The sequence below is a fragment of the Heyndrickxia sp. NPDC080065 genome, assembly GCF_050281185.1.
Taxonomy (GTDB): Bacteria; Bacillota; Bacilli; order Bacillales; family Bacillaceae_C; genus Heyndrickxia.
Map to the genome: position 1 here is coordinate 63,418 of NZ_JBNNWS010000002.1, position 17,297 is coordinate 80,714.

16 protein-coding genes and 1 tRNA gene are annotated in these 17,297 nt (G+C 34.4%); 5 read left to right on the top strand and 12 right to left on the bottom strand.

Translation table 11 applies throughout. The features are described 5' to 3' along the window. Positions 1-287: 287 nt before the first annotated feature. Entirely contained in the window at positions 288-371 is an 84-nt protein-coding gene (locus ACQKP0_RS02475) for a YjcZ family sporulation protein (RefSeq protein ID WP_427404463.1), read from the top strand. 468 nt (positions 372-839) lie between these two features. After that, positions 840-1,313, top strand: coding sequence for a divergent PAP2 family protein (locus ACQKP0_RS02480; protein ID WP_427404219.1), 474 nt, complete (start codon positions 840-842; stop codon positions 1,311-1,313). Between the two features lie 224 nt (positions 1,314-1,537). On the opposite strand, the gene ACQKP0_RS02485 is transcribed toward ACQKP0_RS02480, so the two are convergent. The 6 genes from ACQKP0_RS02485 to nikA (ACQKP0_RS02510) are packed head-to-tail and all read right to left on the bottom strand — an operon-like array spanning position 1,538 to position 7,624. Next, entirely contained in the window at positions 1,538-2,299 is a 762-nt protein-coding gene (locus ACQKP0_RS02485; protein WP_427404220.1) for an ABC transporter ATP-binding protein, read from the bottom strand. Continuing rightward, positions 2,283-3,452: an MFS transporter gene (locus ACQKP0_RS02490; protein ID WP_427404221.1), complete on the bottom strand. Its 1,170-nt coding sequence runs from the start codon at positions 3,450-3,452 to the stop codon at positions 2,283-2,285. The genes ACQKP0_RS02485 and ACQKP0_RS02490 overlap by 17 nt, the downstream gene beginning before the upstream one ends. Positions 3,453-3,464: 12 nt before the next feature. Beyond that, a complete protein-coding gene (locus tag ACQKP0_RS02495; protein ID WP_427404222.1) occupies positions 3,465-4,217 on the bottom strand; it encodes an ATP-binding cassette domain-containing protein in 753 nt (250 codons plus the stop codon). Beyond that, positions 4,198-5,055 (bottom strand): ABC transporter permease, encoded by an 858-nt coding sequence (locus ACQKP0_RS02500; RefSeq protein ID WP_427404223.1) that lies wholly within the window; start codon positions 5,053-5,055, stop codon positions 4,198-4,200. The genes ACQKP0_RS02495 and ACQKP0_RS02500 overlap by 20 nt, the downstream gene beginning before the upstream one ends. A 4-nt stretch (positions 5,056-5,059) precedes the next feature. After that, positions 5,060-6,007 (bottom strand): ABC transporter permease, encoded by a 948-nt coding sequence (locus tag ACQKP0_RS02505; RefSeq protein WP_427404224.1) that lies wholly within the window; start codon positions 6,005-6,007, stop codon positions 5,060-5,062. An 18-nt stretch (positions 6,008-6,025) separates the two neighbouring features. Then, a complete protein-coding gene (gene nikA / locus ACQKP0_RS02510; protein WP_427404225.1) occupies positions 6,026-7,624 on the bottom strand; it encodes a nickel ABC transporter substrate-binding protein in 1,599 nt (532 codons plus the stop codon). Between the two features lie 289 nt (positions 7,625-7,913). On the opposite strand from nikA (ACQKP0_RS02510), the gene cntE reads away from it, so the two are divergent. After that, the gene (gene cntE, locus ACQKP0_RS02515) at positions 7,914-9,098 is read left to right on the top strand and encodes a staphylopine family metallophore export MFS transporter CntE (RefSeq protein WP_427404226.1); all 1,185 of its coding nucleotides are present in this window, start codon (positions 7,914-7,916) and stop codon (positions 9,096-9,098) included. A 100-nt stretch (positions 9,099-9,198) separates the two neighbouring features. Here the strand turns inward: cntE and ACQKP0_RS02520 are convergent, their stop codons facing one another. The 6 genes from ACQKP0_RS02520 to ACQKP0_RS02545 all read right to left on the bottom strand — a co-directional run bounded on the left by ACQKP0_RS02520 (position 9,199) and on the right by ACQKP0_RS02545 (position 14,832). Further along, on the bottom strand, positions 9,199-10,011 hold the full coding sequence (locus ACQKP0_RS02520) for an ATP-binding cassette domain-containing protein (protein ID WP_427404227.1): 813 nt from the start codon (positions 10,009-10,011) through the stop codon (positions 9,199-9,201). Beyond that, on the bottom strand, positions 10,011-10,811 hold the full coding sequence (locus ACQKP0_RS02525) for an ABC transporter ATP-binding protein (RefSeq protein WP_427404228.1): 801 nt from the start codon (positions 10,809-10,811) through the stop codon (positions 10,011-10,013). Before ACQKP0_RS02525 ends, ACQKP0_RS02520 begins: the two co-directional genes overlap by 1 nt. Before the next feature lie 3 nt (positions 10,812-10,814). Further along, the gene (nikC, locus tag ACQKP0_RS02530) at positions 10,815-11,654 is read right to left on the bottom strand and encodes a nickel ABC transporter permease subunit NikC (RefSeq protein WP_427404229.1); all 840 of its coding nucleotides are present in this window, start codon (positions 11,652-11,654) and stop codon (positions 10,815-10,817) included. 2 nt (positions 11,655-11,656) lie between these two features. Beyond that, positions 11,657-12,598 (bottom strand): ABC transporter permease subunit, encoded by a 942-nt coding sequence (locus ACQKP0_RS02535; protein WP_427404230.1) that lies wholly within the window; start codon positions 12,596-12,598, stop codon positions 11,657-11,659. Between the two features lie 12 nt (positions 12,599-12,610). Next, entirely contained in the window at positions 12,611-14,230 is a 1,620-nt protein-coding gene (gene nikA, locus ACQKP0_RS02540) for a nickel ABC transporter substrate-binding protein (RefSeq protein ID WP_427404231.1), read from the bottom strand. Between the two features lie 514 nt (positions 14,231-14,744). Beyond that, positions 14,745-14,832 (bottom strand) — tRNA-Ser (locus ACQKP0_RS02545). A gap of 145 nt (positions 14,833-14,977) precedes the next feature. Between ACQKP0_RS02545 and ACQKP0_RS02550 the strand changes: the two genes are divergently transcribed. Both ACQKP0_RS02550 and nagE read left to right on the top strand, forming a co-directional pair. Beyond that, complete coding sequence (locus ACQKP0_RS02550) at positions 14,978-15,151, top strand: hypothetical protein (RefSeq protein ID WP_427404232.1); 174 nt, start codon at positions 14,978-14,980, stop codon at positions 15,149-15,151. 127 nt (positions 15,152-15,278) lie between these two features. Beyond that, complete coding sequence (gene nagE, locus ACQKP0_RS02555) at positions 15,279-17,228, top strand: N-acetylglucosamine-specific PTS transporter subunit IIBC (RefSeq protein ID WP_427404233.1); 1,950 nt, start codon at positions 15,279-15,281, stop codon at positions 17,226-17,228. Positions 17,229-17,297: the final 69 nt, after the last annotated feature.

Below are 17,297 nucleotides of genomic sequence, written 5' to 3' on the forward strand. Positions count from 1 at the left end.
GATGTTCTGATGTCCAGCCCTCGAGTTCCCTTTCATTTAGGTGTAACATACGCACAAGCTGTTACCACCATCAACTCCATTTGAGCATCGACTATAAATGCTAGAGCGTTTTCGGAATACGTTCATATGATAGATACCCCGTAGACGAGTAAGGAATTTTAAATCCTATTATGTTTGTCCATGTCAACTCTATTTTTTGGTCATACATTATTACTGACAGCAGCTTAAATTATATACTAAACTACTGCATCTATCATGATCCATCCAAGTTAAAGGGGGTGTGAAATATGGGAACTTCTTCTTTTGCATTAATTGTTGTCTTGTTCATTCTACTCATTATTGTAGGAACTGCGTTTATGACTAGTTACTAAGTCTCTTTAGGTAAAATCCTTCTTTTCTATGTAGAGTAAAGGATAGATTCTTTCAATATTAGCAGTACTTTTTGAGAAGCACCTTTCACATCAAAGAAAAATCTCTCTCCATATTAATAAGAATATTATCAACACACAAAAACACTTGGTGTCACTTCAGCCCCAAGTGTTTTCAATTTAATGTATAGTTCTTAATAAATTCACTACTCCATTTGTTTAACTGCAAAACTTCTTATGTCATTCTCCTATTTCACCACAAATCTGTCCAAAGGTTGACCATTTTAAGAGTATTAAATTAATTCTCTTAATGAATTTTTAATAAAACAATAAGGGATTATTAGTACTTTATTGGTATTCTATAGATATAGGACTATTTATTTTGGGTTATGAATCATTTGTTCTTAATTACAAAATATCATTATAAATAATTCCTTAAATAAAATATTTTCATAAACACTAGGAGGAAAAATGTTTTTATCTTATCCCATCTTAGCTTCTCTTTTGGGTATGCTCATTGCTCAATTCGTAAAAATACCAATTCACTTTTTAACAACAAGGGAAATAAAGTGGAAATTGATGTTTAGTACAGGTGGAATGCCAAGTTCTCATACATCAATGATTATCTCTTTGACAACAGCAATTGGATTAACTTCAGGTATTTATTCAAATGAATTTGCAATAGCTGCAGTAGTTTCCCTAATCGTGATGCACGATGCTACTGGGGTTCGAAGACATGCGGGGTTTCATGCTGAAGTTCTGAATAAATTATTAGTTGATTTTAATGGGTTAATTGATACTTTAAAAAATCCTAATTTAAAGAAAGCAGAGTATAGAGAAAAATTAAAAGAATTGTTAGGACATAAACCAATCGAAGTGTTTTTTGGAGCCATTACAGGTGTATTAGTAGGAGTGTTAACATATCACTTCTATCCATTAAAATGACCTAATCCTACATGGATTAGGTCATTTTCTTTTCTTGAAATGCTGTCTCGCATTTTTTATTACAAAATTCCTCCATTCTCAAAATAATGTATGAAAATGATTATTACGAAAATGTGCTAAAAGGACCCCGATAATAAGCTAATCTAATACCCAAAGACAATGCATGATAATTGAAGAGCTCAAAGGTATATAATAAGGTGATTTAGTTCCTAATCAACTATTATTTATTCATTTACAACAATCGGCTCAAATATCGCATTAGTTATTGCATGTGTACATTCGTGTAATCTCGAACATTCTATACACTCGCAACATTGGCCTTTATCTAGGACATATACTTTTTCAGCAAGTTTTTTTACTGCAAATACGTCATGTGTGATAAATAGATAAGAGAGCCTATATTTATCTTTTAATTCTAGTAAATAGCTTATTACCTGTTCTTGGTTGATACGATCTAAGTTACTAATTGGTTCGTCTAAAATGATTAACTTTGGTCGTACAATAGCAGCTCGCGCAATATTAATACGTTGTTGCTGACCACCACTGAGTTGATGTGTTTTTTTATCCAAGATATCCAAAGGTAAATCTAAAATCATCATTATTTCTTGTATACGTTTGTTTTTTTCTTCCTTAGATAATGAAAAAAAGTTGTTTAATGGTTCTTCTAGGATCGATCGAATGGTTTGAAATGGATTAAGCGAAGCGGCACTGTTCTGCACGACATATTGAATTTCTTTACGCATTTCTTTCGTCATTTTTATCTTATAAAGATCTTTACCTTCAAAAAGGACTTGCCCCCTTGAGGGCTTTTTTGTCCCTAATGCGATACGTCCAATCGTTGTTTTACCAGATCCGCTTGGTCCAACTAAACTGACGCATTCTCCCCTTTTAATTGTCAATGAGAAATCATCAATAATATTTATCTGTTTTTTAGATAAAAATTTCCTCTTGTCTACGGAATAAGAAATATTATGAATGGTTAACATACATCCCACCACGCTTTCCTTTAAAAATGATGAGCAATAGGCCAATGACTCCAACAATACTTCCTACTAGAAGAACTGTTCTATAATCGTAAAAATCCAATACATATCCCATCATCATCGCCCCCAATGAGGAACCAATATCAGCAAAGGCGATAAACCAGCCAAGCAAATAACCTTGCTGTTGTTTTGGTGAAACAAATGAAACGTATGTTGTTAGCGACGGGTAAATGAGTGATAAAGCTAGACCATTTAATATGGCTGAAATAATTATTGTAACAACATTCAAATCAACCAATAATAGTAGCGGGGCTGAAACCAAACTTATATATAAAATAGTAAGTAATCTTTTAGGAAATTGATTTGTACTCTGCAATCTCTTTCTCCCAAATAGACGAATCATTATAAGCGTAAATCCTTCTAAGAAGAAATATAATGGTGCGTAAGGTACGCCCTCTGATTCAAAGATGATCGGAAAATAGGCAGGTGCAATACTAAACACAACAGATGCAATCAACATAATAAAAGATGGTACAATGATCCCAGGGTTAATCACATGCTTAGATGATTCTGTGCGGCGATCTTTTACTTCTTTAGAGATGTTCACATGTTTTATTGCTTTATGATATTGAACATAAAGAAGAAGCAAGTTAATTAGAGAAAAAATAACAAGCCCAATAATAATGTGCTGAATACTCAACCAAGCTTTTATATAAATAATGATACCTGGCACAAAGGTGAGTGGAATCATGGACATTAAAGACAACATTACTATGCCTTGAGCTCTTTTTTCATCATCTAATAGCTTAATAACAAGCAGATGGAAGCCCATTGATACGAATGCAAGGACTGCGCCCTGTACACCACGTACAAAAATTAAACTATTCACACTCTCTATTAGTAATAATAATAATACCAAGCTATTAATGACTAAAGAGAAAATAAAAAGTTTGAACACATTAAATTTGTCTCCAAGCATACCTGCTATCGGTCTTAAAAAAATTGAGACAAACATATATGATCCCATAATAATACCGATATCCTTGTAGTCGGCTCCCATCGATTTTGCGTAAAAAGGTAGAATAATAAGTACAGTACTATTGATCGCATAATAAATAAAAGCAATGATATATAGAAAATATTGATAATGCTTCATAAGTTTTCCTTCCTATTGCAGAGCTAACTGGCAGAGCTTTTCCGTATATGGATGGGTAGAGTTGTTGAATATATGCTTTGTTGAACCTCGGTCAACAATCTCACCATCTTTCATTACAAATACTTCATCAGCTAAAGCTGCAACAAAGTTTAAGTCATGTGTAATGATTAAAATAGATGTTTGATACATGTCTCTAATCTCTTTAAACAACTTTATTAAATTTTTTCTATTCATTGTATCAAGTGCTGTTGTTGGCTCGTCGGCTATGATTATACTTGGTTCAACAACAAGTGTGATGGCAATCATAATGCGCTGTAACATCCCGCCACTCAATTCAAAAGGATGTTTGTAATAGACTTCATTAGCATTTTCTATATGTAGCTTTTGCATCATTTCAATTGATTTAAGATCCATCGACTTCTTTGACATTGGTTTATGAACCTTTAAAGATTCTCTAAAGTGATAACAAATCTTCTTAGATGGATTAAATGCATCTAAAGGATTTTGCATGATCATTCCAATATGTTTACCGCACAATGGTTGTTGATCATTGTTGAGACCGTTCTTGTATACGATCTCTCCTTTTTTATATAAGTTATGAGGTAATCGGTTGATTAAAGCTTTTGCTGTTAACGTCTTGCCACTACCGCTTCTACCTACAATACCAGCAATTTGGTTACGATTAACCGTAAAGCTTATTGATCGTACGAGAGGCACATGACCGTTATTAAAAATCGATAACTGATCAACTTTTAGCAATGTCATCATTATTACCTCCTTTAAACTTGTACCTGTTTGAGCCTAATTTAAATGGTTTGTTACTTGAATCAAAATGTTCACCTACATAATTTAATGACATGACAACAATTAATATCATCATACCCGGGAAAATAATTAATAATGGATGTGAAACAATATAGGACTTCGATTCATTAATCATAGATCCCCATTCAGGATAAGGTGAAGGTACACCGAATCCTAAAAATGACAATGTGGATATGTCAAGAATTGTCCAGCCCACTTCTAAAGTAAGCATTGTCATAAGTGGCAGTCGAATACCCGGTAATATATGCTTCACCATAATTTTGATTGCATTTGAACCAGAAATTCTTGCTACTTTAACATATTCGTTTGTCATTTGCTGTTTGATCAGAGTCCTTATAATTCGTATATAATAAACAGAAATCACAGTGATAAGTGCGATTATCATCTGCGCCCATCCAATTCCCCATATAGCAATCAGACAAAGTGCCAGAATTAATGTAGGAAAGGTATAGATCGTATCACAGATTCTCATTATTAAATAATCTATCCATCCACCCATATAACCAGCAATACCACCAATGACGAAACTAATCACTGTTACTGAAAGCATAGCGATAAGACTAATGCCTAATGAAATACGTGTCCCTAGAATGATTCTCGAGAAAACATCACGACCAAGGTTATCTGTCCCCATCCAATGTTGGAAACTAGGAGCCTGGAATTTGTTATTTACATTAACCTCCAAAGGATCTATCGGATGAAGATAGGGTCCAAATATTGCAATAAATACAAATAGAGTAAGAACAACTACTGATAATTTCATTTGCCATTTACCCATATTGCTATTTCTCCTCTTCTTCATGCATTATATCTGGACTCATAATTGCTAAAATGATATCAGATAATAAGTTCCCGAATAATACCACTAGTGCACTGATAAATATAATGGCTTGAATCACTGGATAATCCCTATGTATCAAGGCTTCAATAAAATATTGTCCAACACCTGGTAACCCAAAGATTTGTTCTACTAAAACAGTCCCTGCAAAGAGTTTTCCTATATTTATACCAATCGCAGTGATGACAGGTCTTAAAGCACGCGGTAAAACATGGTGCATGATGATCGTACGCTCTGGTATCCCTCTAATATAGGCAAATTCCACATATGGTGCTTGAAAAGCCTCAAGAACACTGGTCCTAATGATTCTCGAGTACATAGTAATTATCGCAAGCGATAATGTGACACTAGGTAATACAAAATGAATAATAGACCCGTTACCTTGAAAGGGCAGTATCTTTAGATGAATCGAAAAAATGATAATGAGTAAGTAGGCAAATAAAAATTGAGGCATGACAGCACCTAAAAACGTAAAAAAACGAAATAACTTATCAAATGTCCCCCCATTTTTAAGTGCACTATACGTACCTAATGGAATACTAACAGTGATTGCGATCATAATTGCTATGATCACTAATAATAACGTCACTGGTACACGAGCAATTAATTCATCTATAATGGGTGTATCCGTATAAAATGAGTTGCCGAAATGGCCAGAAAAGATCTGTCTTAGCCATTCAAAATATTGAGTAAAAATCGACTTGTCTAAACCTAACTTCGTTGTAAATAAATCAATATTTTCTTGTGTAGTCCTTAAATTAGAGGAAGAAAGATAGGTTCTCACCGGATCTAAAGGACCAATCCTTAAAATGATACAGCATACAAAAGTAGTGCCGATTAAAATCGGCACTGAAACAAGCACTCTCTTAAAAATAGTTTTGATAATAAACATCACAAACCACCTAATTTACTACTTTTTTTCAACAAATCGGTAAGGAGTTTCATCTCTATGTGCAGAGAATTGAATTCCAGATACGTCATCAGAATATATAGCGATATTTGTTATATAAGAAAGTGGAAGAAATACAGCTTCATCGTGTAAATGAGTAAAGATATCCTTGTATGTTTCCTGACGTTTACGTTCATCAATTTGGTATAAAACATCTTTCATTTCTTTATGCAGCCGGTCCTTATCTGCCATATTCACTTCCGATTCTTTTATGCCAAATCCTTCTTGCGCAATTGTTGAAACAAGTGAATGTGGGTCATATGGAGCTCCGTAAGTGCTCCAGAATAATACATCAAAAGTTGCGTCCTCCATATTTTTATTTCTAACTTCGATATCGGTTTCTTTTAGTTTGAAATCAATACCAATTTTCTTTAAATCTGATTGAATGGCTAATGCCATTTGTTTATCTATTTCATTTGTTTTTAAGTAAGTTCCTTCAATAATTAATGGTTTACCATTCTTTTGGCGATATGTTTTCCCTTCAACTTTCTTCCAGCCAGCTTTATCTAAATAAGATTCAGCTGTTGTAACATCATAATCGTAAGGTTTTAATTTCACATCACTATATGGGAAGTTAGGAGCAACTAATTGATCTGCTTTTTTCTCAATACCATTTGTTGTTTGTTTAACAATATCCTCTTTATTAATAGCATGTTGAAGCGCTAATCGTAGATTCTTATCTTTTAATTTATCTTTTGTGTTTACGATTAGAGTACGAGTTGCAACTGGATTTGATATATCGGTTTTTAATTTTCCAGCATCCTTAATCTGTTTAAAGCGATCCATGTTTATGATATTTTCACCATACATCATGTCAATTTCACCATTCTCTAAAGCTAATACACGGGACTCTGCATCCGGTATTACTTTAAAAATGATTTTATCCACTTTGGGCTTTTCTCCCCAATAATATTTGTTTTGTACTAATGTTAAAGATGAATCTTTTTTATAATCCTCTACAACCCAAGGACCTGTTGTAATTGGCTTTTCAATCTTTTCAAAGGTATCCCCATCCTTTGGAAAACCTTTCTCACCCAAGAATCTCAAAGGTCGAACAATCGTGAATTCTTGTAAAGCAGGATAATATGCTTTTTTCAATTTCACCTGAAAATGATGATCATCCAATACTTTGTATGTATCAATGGCATCAATCAACCCTACCCAGCTATGAATATCTTTGTGCTTCATAATAGCATCAAAATTCATTTTTACAGAATCAGCAGTAAATGCAGAGCCATCAGAGAATTTAACGTTTTTTCGGAGTGTAAAATCAATTGTCTTCCCGTCTTTGGACACTTTCCAACTTTCAGCTAGTTTTCCTTTTAATTTACCATCCTCTGTGTAATCGATCAGTGGTTCATAATATGTACTTTGTATTGTAAGCTCATTAGGTGCATACTGATGGGGATTTAATGGTCCTGGATCAGTAGGTATTGCAACGGTTAATACTTTTTGGTTGTTAGAGGATTTATCTGCCTCATTCTTTGAATTATTGAATGGGTTACACCCAGATAAAACCAAAATCAAACCTATTAATATACTAATAAATGATTTTTTCATTTTTTCACCGCCTATAATTGATAACAATTATCATTATCAGTTGTATAAAGGGAAATGTCAATAAGATTTTTTTGAAGAATAAGATATTATTAATTTAAGTGATGTTCCCTGTTTGACGCCTGCAGGGATGACAGACAACACAAGCGGGAATAGAAAGGGAAAAATATTTCGAATCAACATTATCAATTGTTTTTTTGTTCTATCAAATTATCGATATCCAACTTTAGAAATTATTGCTTTATAATCTATATGGATGACAATCTATAAAATTTATGGAGGCACGACTTAGTTGAAACAAAATCCGTTATCTATTAAAATGCTACAAATCTATGGTTTGGCTATGGCTTACTTTACGGCAAATGCTGTTTTGTCAGTGGTTTTCCCACTTCAAGCTGCTACACATGGCATACGCGAAGCTGAAATTGGATTGATGATGGGGATTTACATGTTTGTTTGTATGTTTCTACGTCCATGGGCTGGCCAAATGATTACCAAATATAGTGTTTTTACAATTATGAAATGGTTACTAATTGCACACGCAATAACCCTATTATTATATAGTTGGCTAGGTATCAATAGTATATATATCGTACGAATTTTGCAGGGGATTGTCACAGCTTTTTTTTCGATGGCCATGCAAATGGGGATAACAGAAGTTTTATATGATAAAGACCGAGGTCAAGGATTAGCCATGTACTCGTTATCTACAGTTATTCCTAGCATATACGGACCAGTACTTGCTTTGTTTTTGTGGCATCAACAATCTGCCTCATGGTTACCAATTTTCGTCGTCATATTGGCATTGATTCCATTATTGTTATTTATTCGTTCACCACTCTCAAAAACACGCCAAGAACATACTACATTTACTTTAGAGGAATGCTTTCAAGGAATAAAATTAGCCCGTCAACATAAAGGGTTAGTTTTTTCTTCAATCGTTATGCTATGTGGTGCATGTATTTTTGGAGCTATATCTACATTTTTGCCACTTTACTTACTTACGTCGACTTCACTAAGCCCTGCTTTTTACTTATTTTCACAGGCAATCGTCGTCGTCAGCAGTCGTTTTATATTTCGTAAATACATTCCATCAGATGGGAAATGGCATAGTTATTTTATCGCTATTATTTTAGGTTGTTCAATAATCGGAACTACTATGCTAGCGATGCTACCAATACTTGGAGCGTTTGTTTATATAAGTGCTATTTTTAATGGGATTGCTACTGCTATGCTCTATCCAACTCTAACAACTTATATTTCATTTGTCATACCTGATTCGCATCGCCATATATTACTTGGGATCTTTTTAGCTTCTTATGATTTAGGATTTTCTTTAGGAGGCTTCATTATGGGCTTTATTATTCAATGGGGTTCGTACGCAATAATGTTTAGTTGTTGTTCTTTATTAGCAGTCATCATTTTAATATATAACTATTTCGTTCAAATACCAAAAGATGCACTTATTCATGAATAATAATTTTAAACACACAAAAACATTAAAAGGCAGAAATGTTGATCTAAACAACATTTCTGCCTTTTAATTATTGGATAGCCTCATTTATTTGGTATAAAGATTACTGTATGTTACTTCTAATTGTTCGTTGCTTTGGGTGTTCTGCTAAAACAGCTTGCTGCAATTTTCGAGCTATTATATCATTCGAATTTAGAAAATGCATGGGGTCTTGGAACTGTTGCACAATTTTCCCTTTATCTAAAATAGCAATTTGGTCTGAAAGTATACACGCTGCTTTAATATCATGTGTAATAAAAAAGTAAGTTAAATGAAGTTCTTCTTTTAAAACTTTTAGCAATTCTAATATTTTAACTTGATTGACCATATCTAAGCTACTAATCGGTTCATCTAAAACAAGTAGCTTAGGTTTTAGAGAAAGCGCACGCGCTATATTAATTCTTTGTAACTGTCCACCACTAAATTCGGCTGGATATTTAGATAAATCTTTTTCCGTCATTCCTACTTGTTCTAATAATTGTATAATGAAACGTCTCTGTTCAATAGGTGAGTATTTCTCATAATTTTCAAGTGGCTCTGCAATAATCTGCTCTGCTGTCATTCGAGAATTCACAGAAGAATAAGAGTCTTGGAAAACAACTTGCAAATCACGGCGTAAACGATGAGATGTCTTTTTCTTTATCGCATATAAATCATGTCCCATAAACAATACTTGACCTACCATTGGCTTCTCGATACCTAAAATCACTTTTCCAACAGTACTTTTGCCAGCTCCACTTGATCCAAGTAGGGTAAAACATTGGCCTTCTTCAATTGAAAAAGAAAGATTTTGTAAAACAAGTGTGTCTTTATTTTTTTTGAAAAGCTTTTTCGTATTGTATGCATGTGAAACATTATTTACTTCTAAAATACGCACTATTCCGCCTCCTCCTTAACATGTTGGAATGTGAGACGCGAATTTAATAAATGCTTTGTATATTCATGTTTCGGTGTATCAAATAACTCCAAAACTGTAGCCGTTTCAACAATATGCCCTTTTTCCATCACAATTACACGATCCGCCATTTCTGCTATAACTGATAAATCATGAGAAATCAGCAAAATCGCTGTATCACACGTTGCTCGAATATGCTCAAGATGTTTTAGCACTTGTAGCTGATTGTATACATCAAGTGCTGTTGTCGGTTCGTCAGCAATAATCACCTTTGGTTGTAAACAAGAGGCAAAAGCAATCATTACTCGTTGCAACATCCCGCCACTTAATTGAAATGGATAGAGTGACAATAAATGGTTGGGATTTTGCAAATGAACGTCTGCAAGGGCATTTGTTGCTCGCTCTATCGCTTCTTTTTTACTGCATTGCAAATGTGTACGAATTAATTCGATAAATTGATTACCAATTGTATATACAGGGGAAAAAGCATTCATCGGATTTTGCATAATAAATGCCATATCTCGACCTCTAATTTGCCTCATTTGCTTGTCTGAAGCTTGAGTTAATTCCACATCACCTAATCGAATGCTTCCACTTAATAGCATCTCCTTTTGTAATAATTGAAAAATAGCCATACTAGTTAAGGTTTTTCCACTTCCACTTTCTCCAACTAACCCTAAAATTTCCCCTTTATGTAGGGTAAAATTACATGGATGAATTAATGTTTTACTTTTCAATTGAATACTTAATTGTTGAACTTCAAGAATAGGTGATGTTGTCATTAGTTATTCTTTCCCCCCTCTATATTGCTTTTTCACACCAAAAAATTTTGATAATGATTCACCTAATAGATTAAAGATAATGACTACAAACATAATGCATAAACCAGGGTATAACATTAACTCCACATTAGAACGTACAAAAGACTTTCCTTCTAAAATCATTGCTCCCCACTCAGGCTTAGGCGCTTGTACACCAAGTCCTAGGAAAGACATTGAAGACATGTTCATAATCGACCATCCCATCTCTAATGTACTCATGACGAGTAGCGGTGGGATAATATTTGGAACGATATGTTTCTTGATAATTTTAAAAGAAGATGAACCATTGATATGTGCAGCCGTTACAAAATTTTCTGTTTTTAATGAAACAACCATTCCTCTAAAAATCCGTGCATAATATACCCATTGTACAATGATAAGGGCAATAACGACTTGCTTTAATCCAGGACCAAACATTCCTACAAATCCAATTACAAGAAGTAGATTTGGAAATGCCATCATCGTATCACAAACGCGCATCAAAATATAATCTAGCCATCCACCAAAATAGCCCGCAAGCGTTCCAATCACTAATCCAATAAATAACGAGCATAAAAAAATTAATGCTGCACTGCCAAGAGAAACACGCATTCCTATCAAAAGTCTTGATAGAATACAGCGCCCCAAATGATCCGTTCCTAACGGGTAAGTTGCAGACGGTCCTTGTAATTTAGCTGATAGGTTGACTAATGTTGGATTATTAGGAGCAAGCCACGGTGCAAAAATAGCAATGATAAACAATAATGCAATAATCGTTGTGCAAATAACAAGTACTTTATTTTTGATAACAAATGAAACAACCATTGTTATAAAAGCTCTCCTTTTTTTACGATACGTGGGTCAACAAACATTTGAATGATATCGACAACTAAATTACAAAGTAAATATATAACAGCCGATAATAATACGTAACATTGAATAACTGGCATATCACGATTAAAAATAGCATCAATAAAATAACGTCCAAATCCTGGCAATGAGAAGACGACTTCAACAATAATAGTCCCTGTGAGCAGCATACCTAAATTCATCCCAAGTCCCGTAATGACAGGACCAATTGCCATCCGTAAAACATATTTCAGCATAATAATTAAATCGTGAATTCCTCGCATTTTTGCATATAAAATAGGGGGCTGTTCGATGTTTTCTAACACATTAGAACGTAGCATACGTGAATATTGAACTGTAAATGGTAAGGCTAGTGTAATAGATGGAAGAACTAGATGTAACCAAGTTCCTGTTCCTTGAACTGGAAATAAATCTAATTTCACAGAGAAGAAAAGCATAAGTAAATAACCAAACCAAAAAGAGGGTATAGAAGCACCGATAAAAGAAAACAATCGACTAATATGATCAATCAAGCCATTTTTTCTTATACCTGATATAAAACCTATAGGAATACTTACGATAATAGTTAGTAATATGCTACATATAGCTAATTGAATGGTAGTAGGTAGACGCACTTTTACTTCGTCTAAGACTGGTTTATTGGTCATATAAGATTGGCCAAAGTTAAGCTGTACAATGTTGCTCACTGCATTTACATATTGAATGAGGAGAGGCTTGTTTAAGCCAAACTCCTCACGCTTTTGTTGAAGTGCTTCTTCTGTAGGATGTGTATTAGAAGCTGCAAAGTACGCTTCTGCTGGATCTACTGGAGATAATTTAATCATTCCAAAAGTCAATAAAGTGGCCAGTAGAAAAATTGGAACAATTGCTACAATGCGTTTTGCAATATAAACACCCATAATAAACTCCTCCTACTGTAACTCAATATTGTTAAATGAGTGTTCATCACGATTTGGAGCAAACTGAAGACCTTTTACATTCTTTTGATATACAGCAATCTTATTAATATACGAAATTGGAACAATTGAATATTGATTTTGTAAAGTTGTAAAAATCTCTGTATATAATTGTTGACGTTTTTTCTCATCTGTTGAAGATAAAACCTCATTAATTTGATTGATAAGCTCTTGTTTTTTATCATACGATTTAATTGCAGCAGAGTATCCGTAGCCATCATTTGCAACAATGTTTACAAATGTATGTGGATCATACGGAGTACCATAGCTACTGAAGAAGTTGATATCAAAATCGTTCGCTTTAAAGCGTTTAACTTGTGTACCCAATTCTTCTGACACAAGGTTCAATTTAACTCCTACAGTTGCCCACTCAGATTGCAATGTCTCTGCCATCGTTTTTTGAATAGTTTCAGCAGAATTATACATTAACTCAATTTCAAGAGGTTTACCATCTTTTTCACGAGTTGTTGCACCATCTTTCAAAGTCCATCCTGCTTCATCTAATAATTTTGCTGCTTTCTCTTGATTATAAGTAATATGTTCAGGTTTTATATTTGCTGTGTAAGGAAGGTTTGTTGATAACAGATTGTCCGCTTTTTCTTCCATACCAGCTGTTATTGTCTTAACCATTGTGTTCTTATCAAATGCCATATTCAGCGCCTCTCGGACACGAATATCTGATAAAGTATCACGTGTTGTATTCATAACTAGTTGACGAGTTGCATACGGCTTAGAAATTTGAGTTTTAAACTGGTCTGATTTTTCTAATTCTTTGAAAGTATCGGTGTTAATTGCACCTTCACCAATAATTAAATCAATATCACCTTTTTCAAGAGCTAAGACGCTCGTTTCTGAATCAGGAATAATTTTAACTTTTATTTCTTTTACTTTTGGTAGTTCGCCCCAATAGTTGTCGTTACGTTTGAAAATTGCATATTCATCTGTTTTATATTTATCTAAAATCCATGGACCTGTACCAACAGCTTTTTTTACACCTTTGGATGTGTCATCACCTTTTGGAAAACCAGCTGCTCCTAAAATACGTACTGGACGTGCCACAGCTAACTCTTGTAACGTAGCATAGTAAGGCTCTTTTAATATCATTTTTAATGTATGATCATCTACTACAGATACTTTGTCAATTTTTGTTAATACAGTAAGCCATGTGTGGGTACCATTTTCTTTTGTTTGTCTTAAAATTTCATCAAAATTACGCTTAATAATAGATGCATCTAGTGTTGAACCATCAGAAAATTGCACATTGTTTCGAATATGGAAGGTATAGGTCTTTCCATCCTTCGAAACATCCCAACTTTCTGCCAGTTTAGGTACTAATTCTCCATTTTCGCCATAACCAATTAATGGCTCGTAAATCATCGTTTGTGCAAACATTTGCGATGGATTATATACGTGTGGGTTCATTTCTGCTACATCACGTGGCCATGAAACGGTTAATACATCTTTTTCTTTCTTTTGTTCTGCTTTATTAGCATCACTACTTGAACACCCTGCAAGAATAATGAATAGAGCTGCAAACATTAGACAAAAAAATAAGCCGTTCTTTTGTTGCTTCATATTTAAAAAGTCTCCTTTTTATTTGTATATAAATCTAGAAATGCTATGAGGATATAATGATACATTACATTGATATATTTCTTTTATATCAATTGCAAATTTACATATAAAAAATAAATGCAATAATATGTAAGAAAAAATGCAATAAAAAACACAAAAACTTTAACTCCTCCGTAATATATAATGAATAATGTAGTCATGCATGTCAAGAATTAACTAAGAATAATTCTCAATTAAAGGTCAATCACATATATATTCCAAGTATTGGTATATAAAGCTCTTTCTATCTAGGTATATGTTACCTTTTTCACTGTAAGCTCTAAAGAATCAATGTCATTGATTCATAGATGTAATAGCTCTAATACCCTAAAACCAGTTTAATATAATAGTAGAAACTTCAACAATAAGTTCTTAAAAAAATAAAAGAACACTGTATTAGTTTTCAGTGTTCATCACATGGGTTTATAATTTTCAATTCACATTATTGTGGTATTAATAGCAACGTTTTGTCTTACGGAGAAGGTGGGATTTGAACCCACGCAGCAGTCGTCCGCCCTAACGCATTTCGAGTGCGCCCCCTTCAGCCTCTTGGGTACTCCTCCAAGTTCTTTCCTATATTATATCGCACTATTTTATTTTTCCACAATCATTCAGGCCTGATATGAGAGATGGACTCCTATCCACCATAGAATAGTACTCCTAAATTTCGGTTACATTATCGATAAATAGTAAAAGGAGGAAAAATAATTGGATAATATTGATTTTCTAACTTTTAAAGAAGACTGGACATATATTAAACGAATGCTGATTAGCGTGGCTGCCCACCTAGAAGACAAACATGACTATGTTCGAGAACGTGCCGTAGATGATCTCATCGAAATTATTCAAGAAATGGATAAACGAGAGCCAAGGAAAGGTTAATGTTAATATTTTGTTTGCAAACTTTCCTTTCGTTGAATAAAGACATCCTCAGAATATCCATACATAATTAATACATTTGATACTATTTTTCTCAAATTTACTACGAGAAATTTAAAGGAGGGGCATTATGCTTTCTTTTTTACAAAAGATCGGTAAATCACTTATGCTGCCAATTGCAGTTTTACCTGCAGCTGGTTTGCTCCTGCGTCTTGGACAACCTGATTTACTAAATATCAAGTTTATTGCTGAGGCGGGTAATGCTTTTTTCGGAAGTATGACATTGGATCCTGCGAATGATCCGGGCGCTGTTTTTAGTAATTTGGCATTACTTTTTGCCATTGGTGTTGCGATTGGCTTTGCCAAAGATAATAACGGAGCGGCAGCATTAGCAGGTGCGATTGGTTACATGGTATTGGTTTTCACCACTCACGCTATTAATTCATCTGTTAACATGGGGGTTCTTGGTGGAATTATTTCTGGTATTGCCGCCGGCTTACTTTACAACCGGTTTCATAATATTCAAATGCCAACGTGGTTAGCATTCTTTGGCGGGCGGAGATTTATACCAATTGTGACTGCTTTAGTGAGTGTAATTTTAGGAATATTCTTCGGCTTTGTATGGCCATATGTTCAAAATGGAATTGACTCCATAGCACACTGGATTACAAGTAGAGGTGCTTTTGGATATGGTGTATATGGTTTCCTAAACCGACTTCTTATTCCATTAGGCTTGCATCACATTATTAATACGCTGGTATGGTTTGATTTTGGAACCTTTACAGATGCTGCGGGAGCTGTTTATCACGGTGATATCACAAGATTCCTTCATGGTGATAAAACAGCTGGAGTGTTTACAACGGGATTCTTTCCTATTATGATGTTCGGTTTACCAGCAGCATGTCTGGCCATGATTATGGCTGCAAAAAGTGAGCGCCGCAAGAAGGTTGCAGGGCTATTACTAGGAATGGCTTTAACTTCATTTGTAACAGGTGTAACAGAGCCTATCGAATTTTCATTTATGTTCATCTCCCCCTTGCTTTATGTGATACATGCCTTGCTAACAGCCACTTCATTTGCAATTACTTATTTACTTGGCATTCATGATTCATTTAGTTTCTCAGCAAGCTTAATTGATTATATTTTAAACTTTGGTATTGCACAAAAGCCGATTTTGCTCCTTGTTGTAGGCATTATTTATGCAGTTGTTTACTTTATCGCCTTTTACTTCTTCATCAAATGGCGCGACTTAAAAACACCTGGCCGTGAAGATGAAGATGAGGTGACAGTTGATGACGTAAATGTTGACGGGGATGATAAATATACAAAAATGGCTGCCGGTTTCTTGGCAGGACTGGGCGGAAAAGAAAATTTGACCAATATCGATAACTGTACTACCCGCTTACGCTTAGATGTTAAGGACAGTTCAATTATCGATGAAAGTACGATCAAACGCTTCGGTGCTCGTGGAGTGATGAAACCTAGTAAAACCAATGTTCAAATTGTCGTTGGTCCAGATGTAGAATTCGCTGCAAACGCATTGAAAAAAATATATGCAATGGATCAGCCGCCTGAACCAACAATGGCTCCACCTCCTACTCAGCATACTGAAGGTGTAAGTGCTGATACCAATCAATTTGCTTCTCCATTAACTGGACAATTAGTAAAAATTGAAAACGTGCCTGATCAAGTCTTTTCTCAAAAAATGATGGGGGACGGATTTGGAATTGATCCACAAGAAGGGATTGTACATGCTCCTTTCAACGGAGTTGTAAAATCTGTATTCCCCACTAAGCATGCTCTCGGATTGGAAACCGATGATGGACTTGAAGTTTTAATCCATATGGGACTTGATACGGTTAACTTAAAAGGTGAAGGCTTTACCGTTTATGTAAACGAAGGCGATCAAATTTCACTCGGACAAAAAATTGCTGAAATCGATATTCAAGCAATTAAGGACAAAGTACCATCATTAGTTACACCTATTGTCTTTACGAATCTTAAAGAAGACCAGCATGTGAAGTTATTAAAAGAAGGATTAATTCGCCATGGTGAAAAAGGATTTTTTGAAATTGTATAAGGTTACAAGCGGGGCTAAGCTTCCGCTTGTACTCATAATGTAATTATTTGTCCCCTGATTCTCCAAGAA

Excerpts from the sequence above, each read along its gene's own strand:
- ACQKP0_RS02475 (WP_427404463.1), top strand. The coding sequence starts at position 288 with ATGGGAACTTCTTCTTTTGCATTAATTGTTGTCTTGTTCATTCTACTC.
- ACQKP0_RS02480 (WP_427404219.1), top strand. The coding sequence starts at position 840 with ATGTTTTTATCTTATCCCATCTTAGCTTCTCTTTTGGGTATGCTCATT.
- ACQKP0_RS02485 (WP_427404220.1), bottom strand. The coding sequence starts at position 2,299 with ATGTTAACCATTCATAATATTTCTTATTCCGTAGACAAGAGGAAATTT.
- ACQKP0_RS02490 (WP_427404221.1), bottom strand. The coding sequence starts at position 3,452 with ATGAAGCATTATCAATATTTTCTATATATCATTGCTTTTATTTATTAT.
- ACQKP0_RS02495 (WP_427404222.1), bottom strand. The coding sequence starts at position 4,217 with ATGACATTGCTAAAAGTTGATCAGTTATCGATTTTTAATAACGGTCAT.
- ACQKP0_RS02500 (WP_427404223.1), bottom strand. The coding sequence starts at position 5,055 with ATGGGTAAATGGCAAATGAAATTATCAGTAGTTGTTCTTACTCTATTT.
- ACQKP0_RS02505 (WP_427404224.1), bottom strand. The coding sequence starts at position 6,007 with ATGTTTATTATCAAAACTATTTTTAAGAGAGTGCTTGTTTCAGTGCCG.
- nikA (WP_427404225.1), bottom strand. The coding sequence starts at position 7,624 with ATGAAAAAATCATTTATTAGTATATTAATAGGTTTGATTTTGGTTTTA.
- ACQKP0_RS02525 (WP_427404228.1), bottom strand. The coding sequence starts at position 10,811 with ATGACAACATCACCTATTCTTGAAGTTCAACAATTAAGTATTCAATTG.
- nikC (WP_427404229.1), bottom strand. The coding sequence starts at position 11,654 with ATGGTTGTTTCATTTGTTATCAAAAATAAAGTACTTGTTATTTGCACA.
- ACQKP0_RS02535 (WP_427404230.1), bottom strand. The coding sequence starts at position 12,598 with ATGGGTGTTTATATTGCAAAACGCATTGTAGCAATTGTTCCAATTTTT.
- nikA (WP_427404231.1), bottom strand. The coding sequence starts at position 14,230 with ATGAAGCAACAAAAGAACGGCTTATTTTTTTGTCTAATGTTTGCAGCT.
- nagE (WP_427404233.1), top strand. The coding sequence starts at position 15,279 with ATGCTTTCTTTTTTACAAAAGATCGGTAAATCACTTATGCTGCCAATT.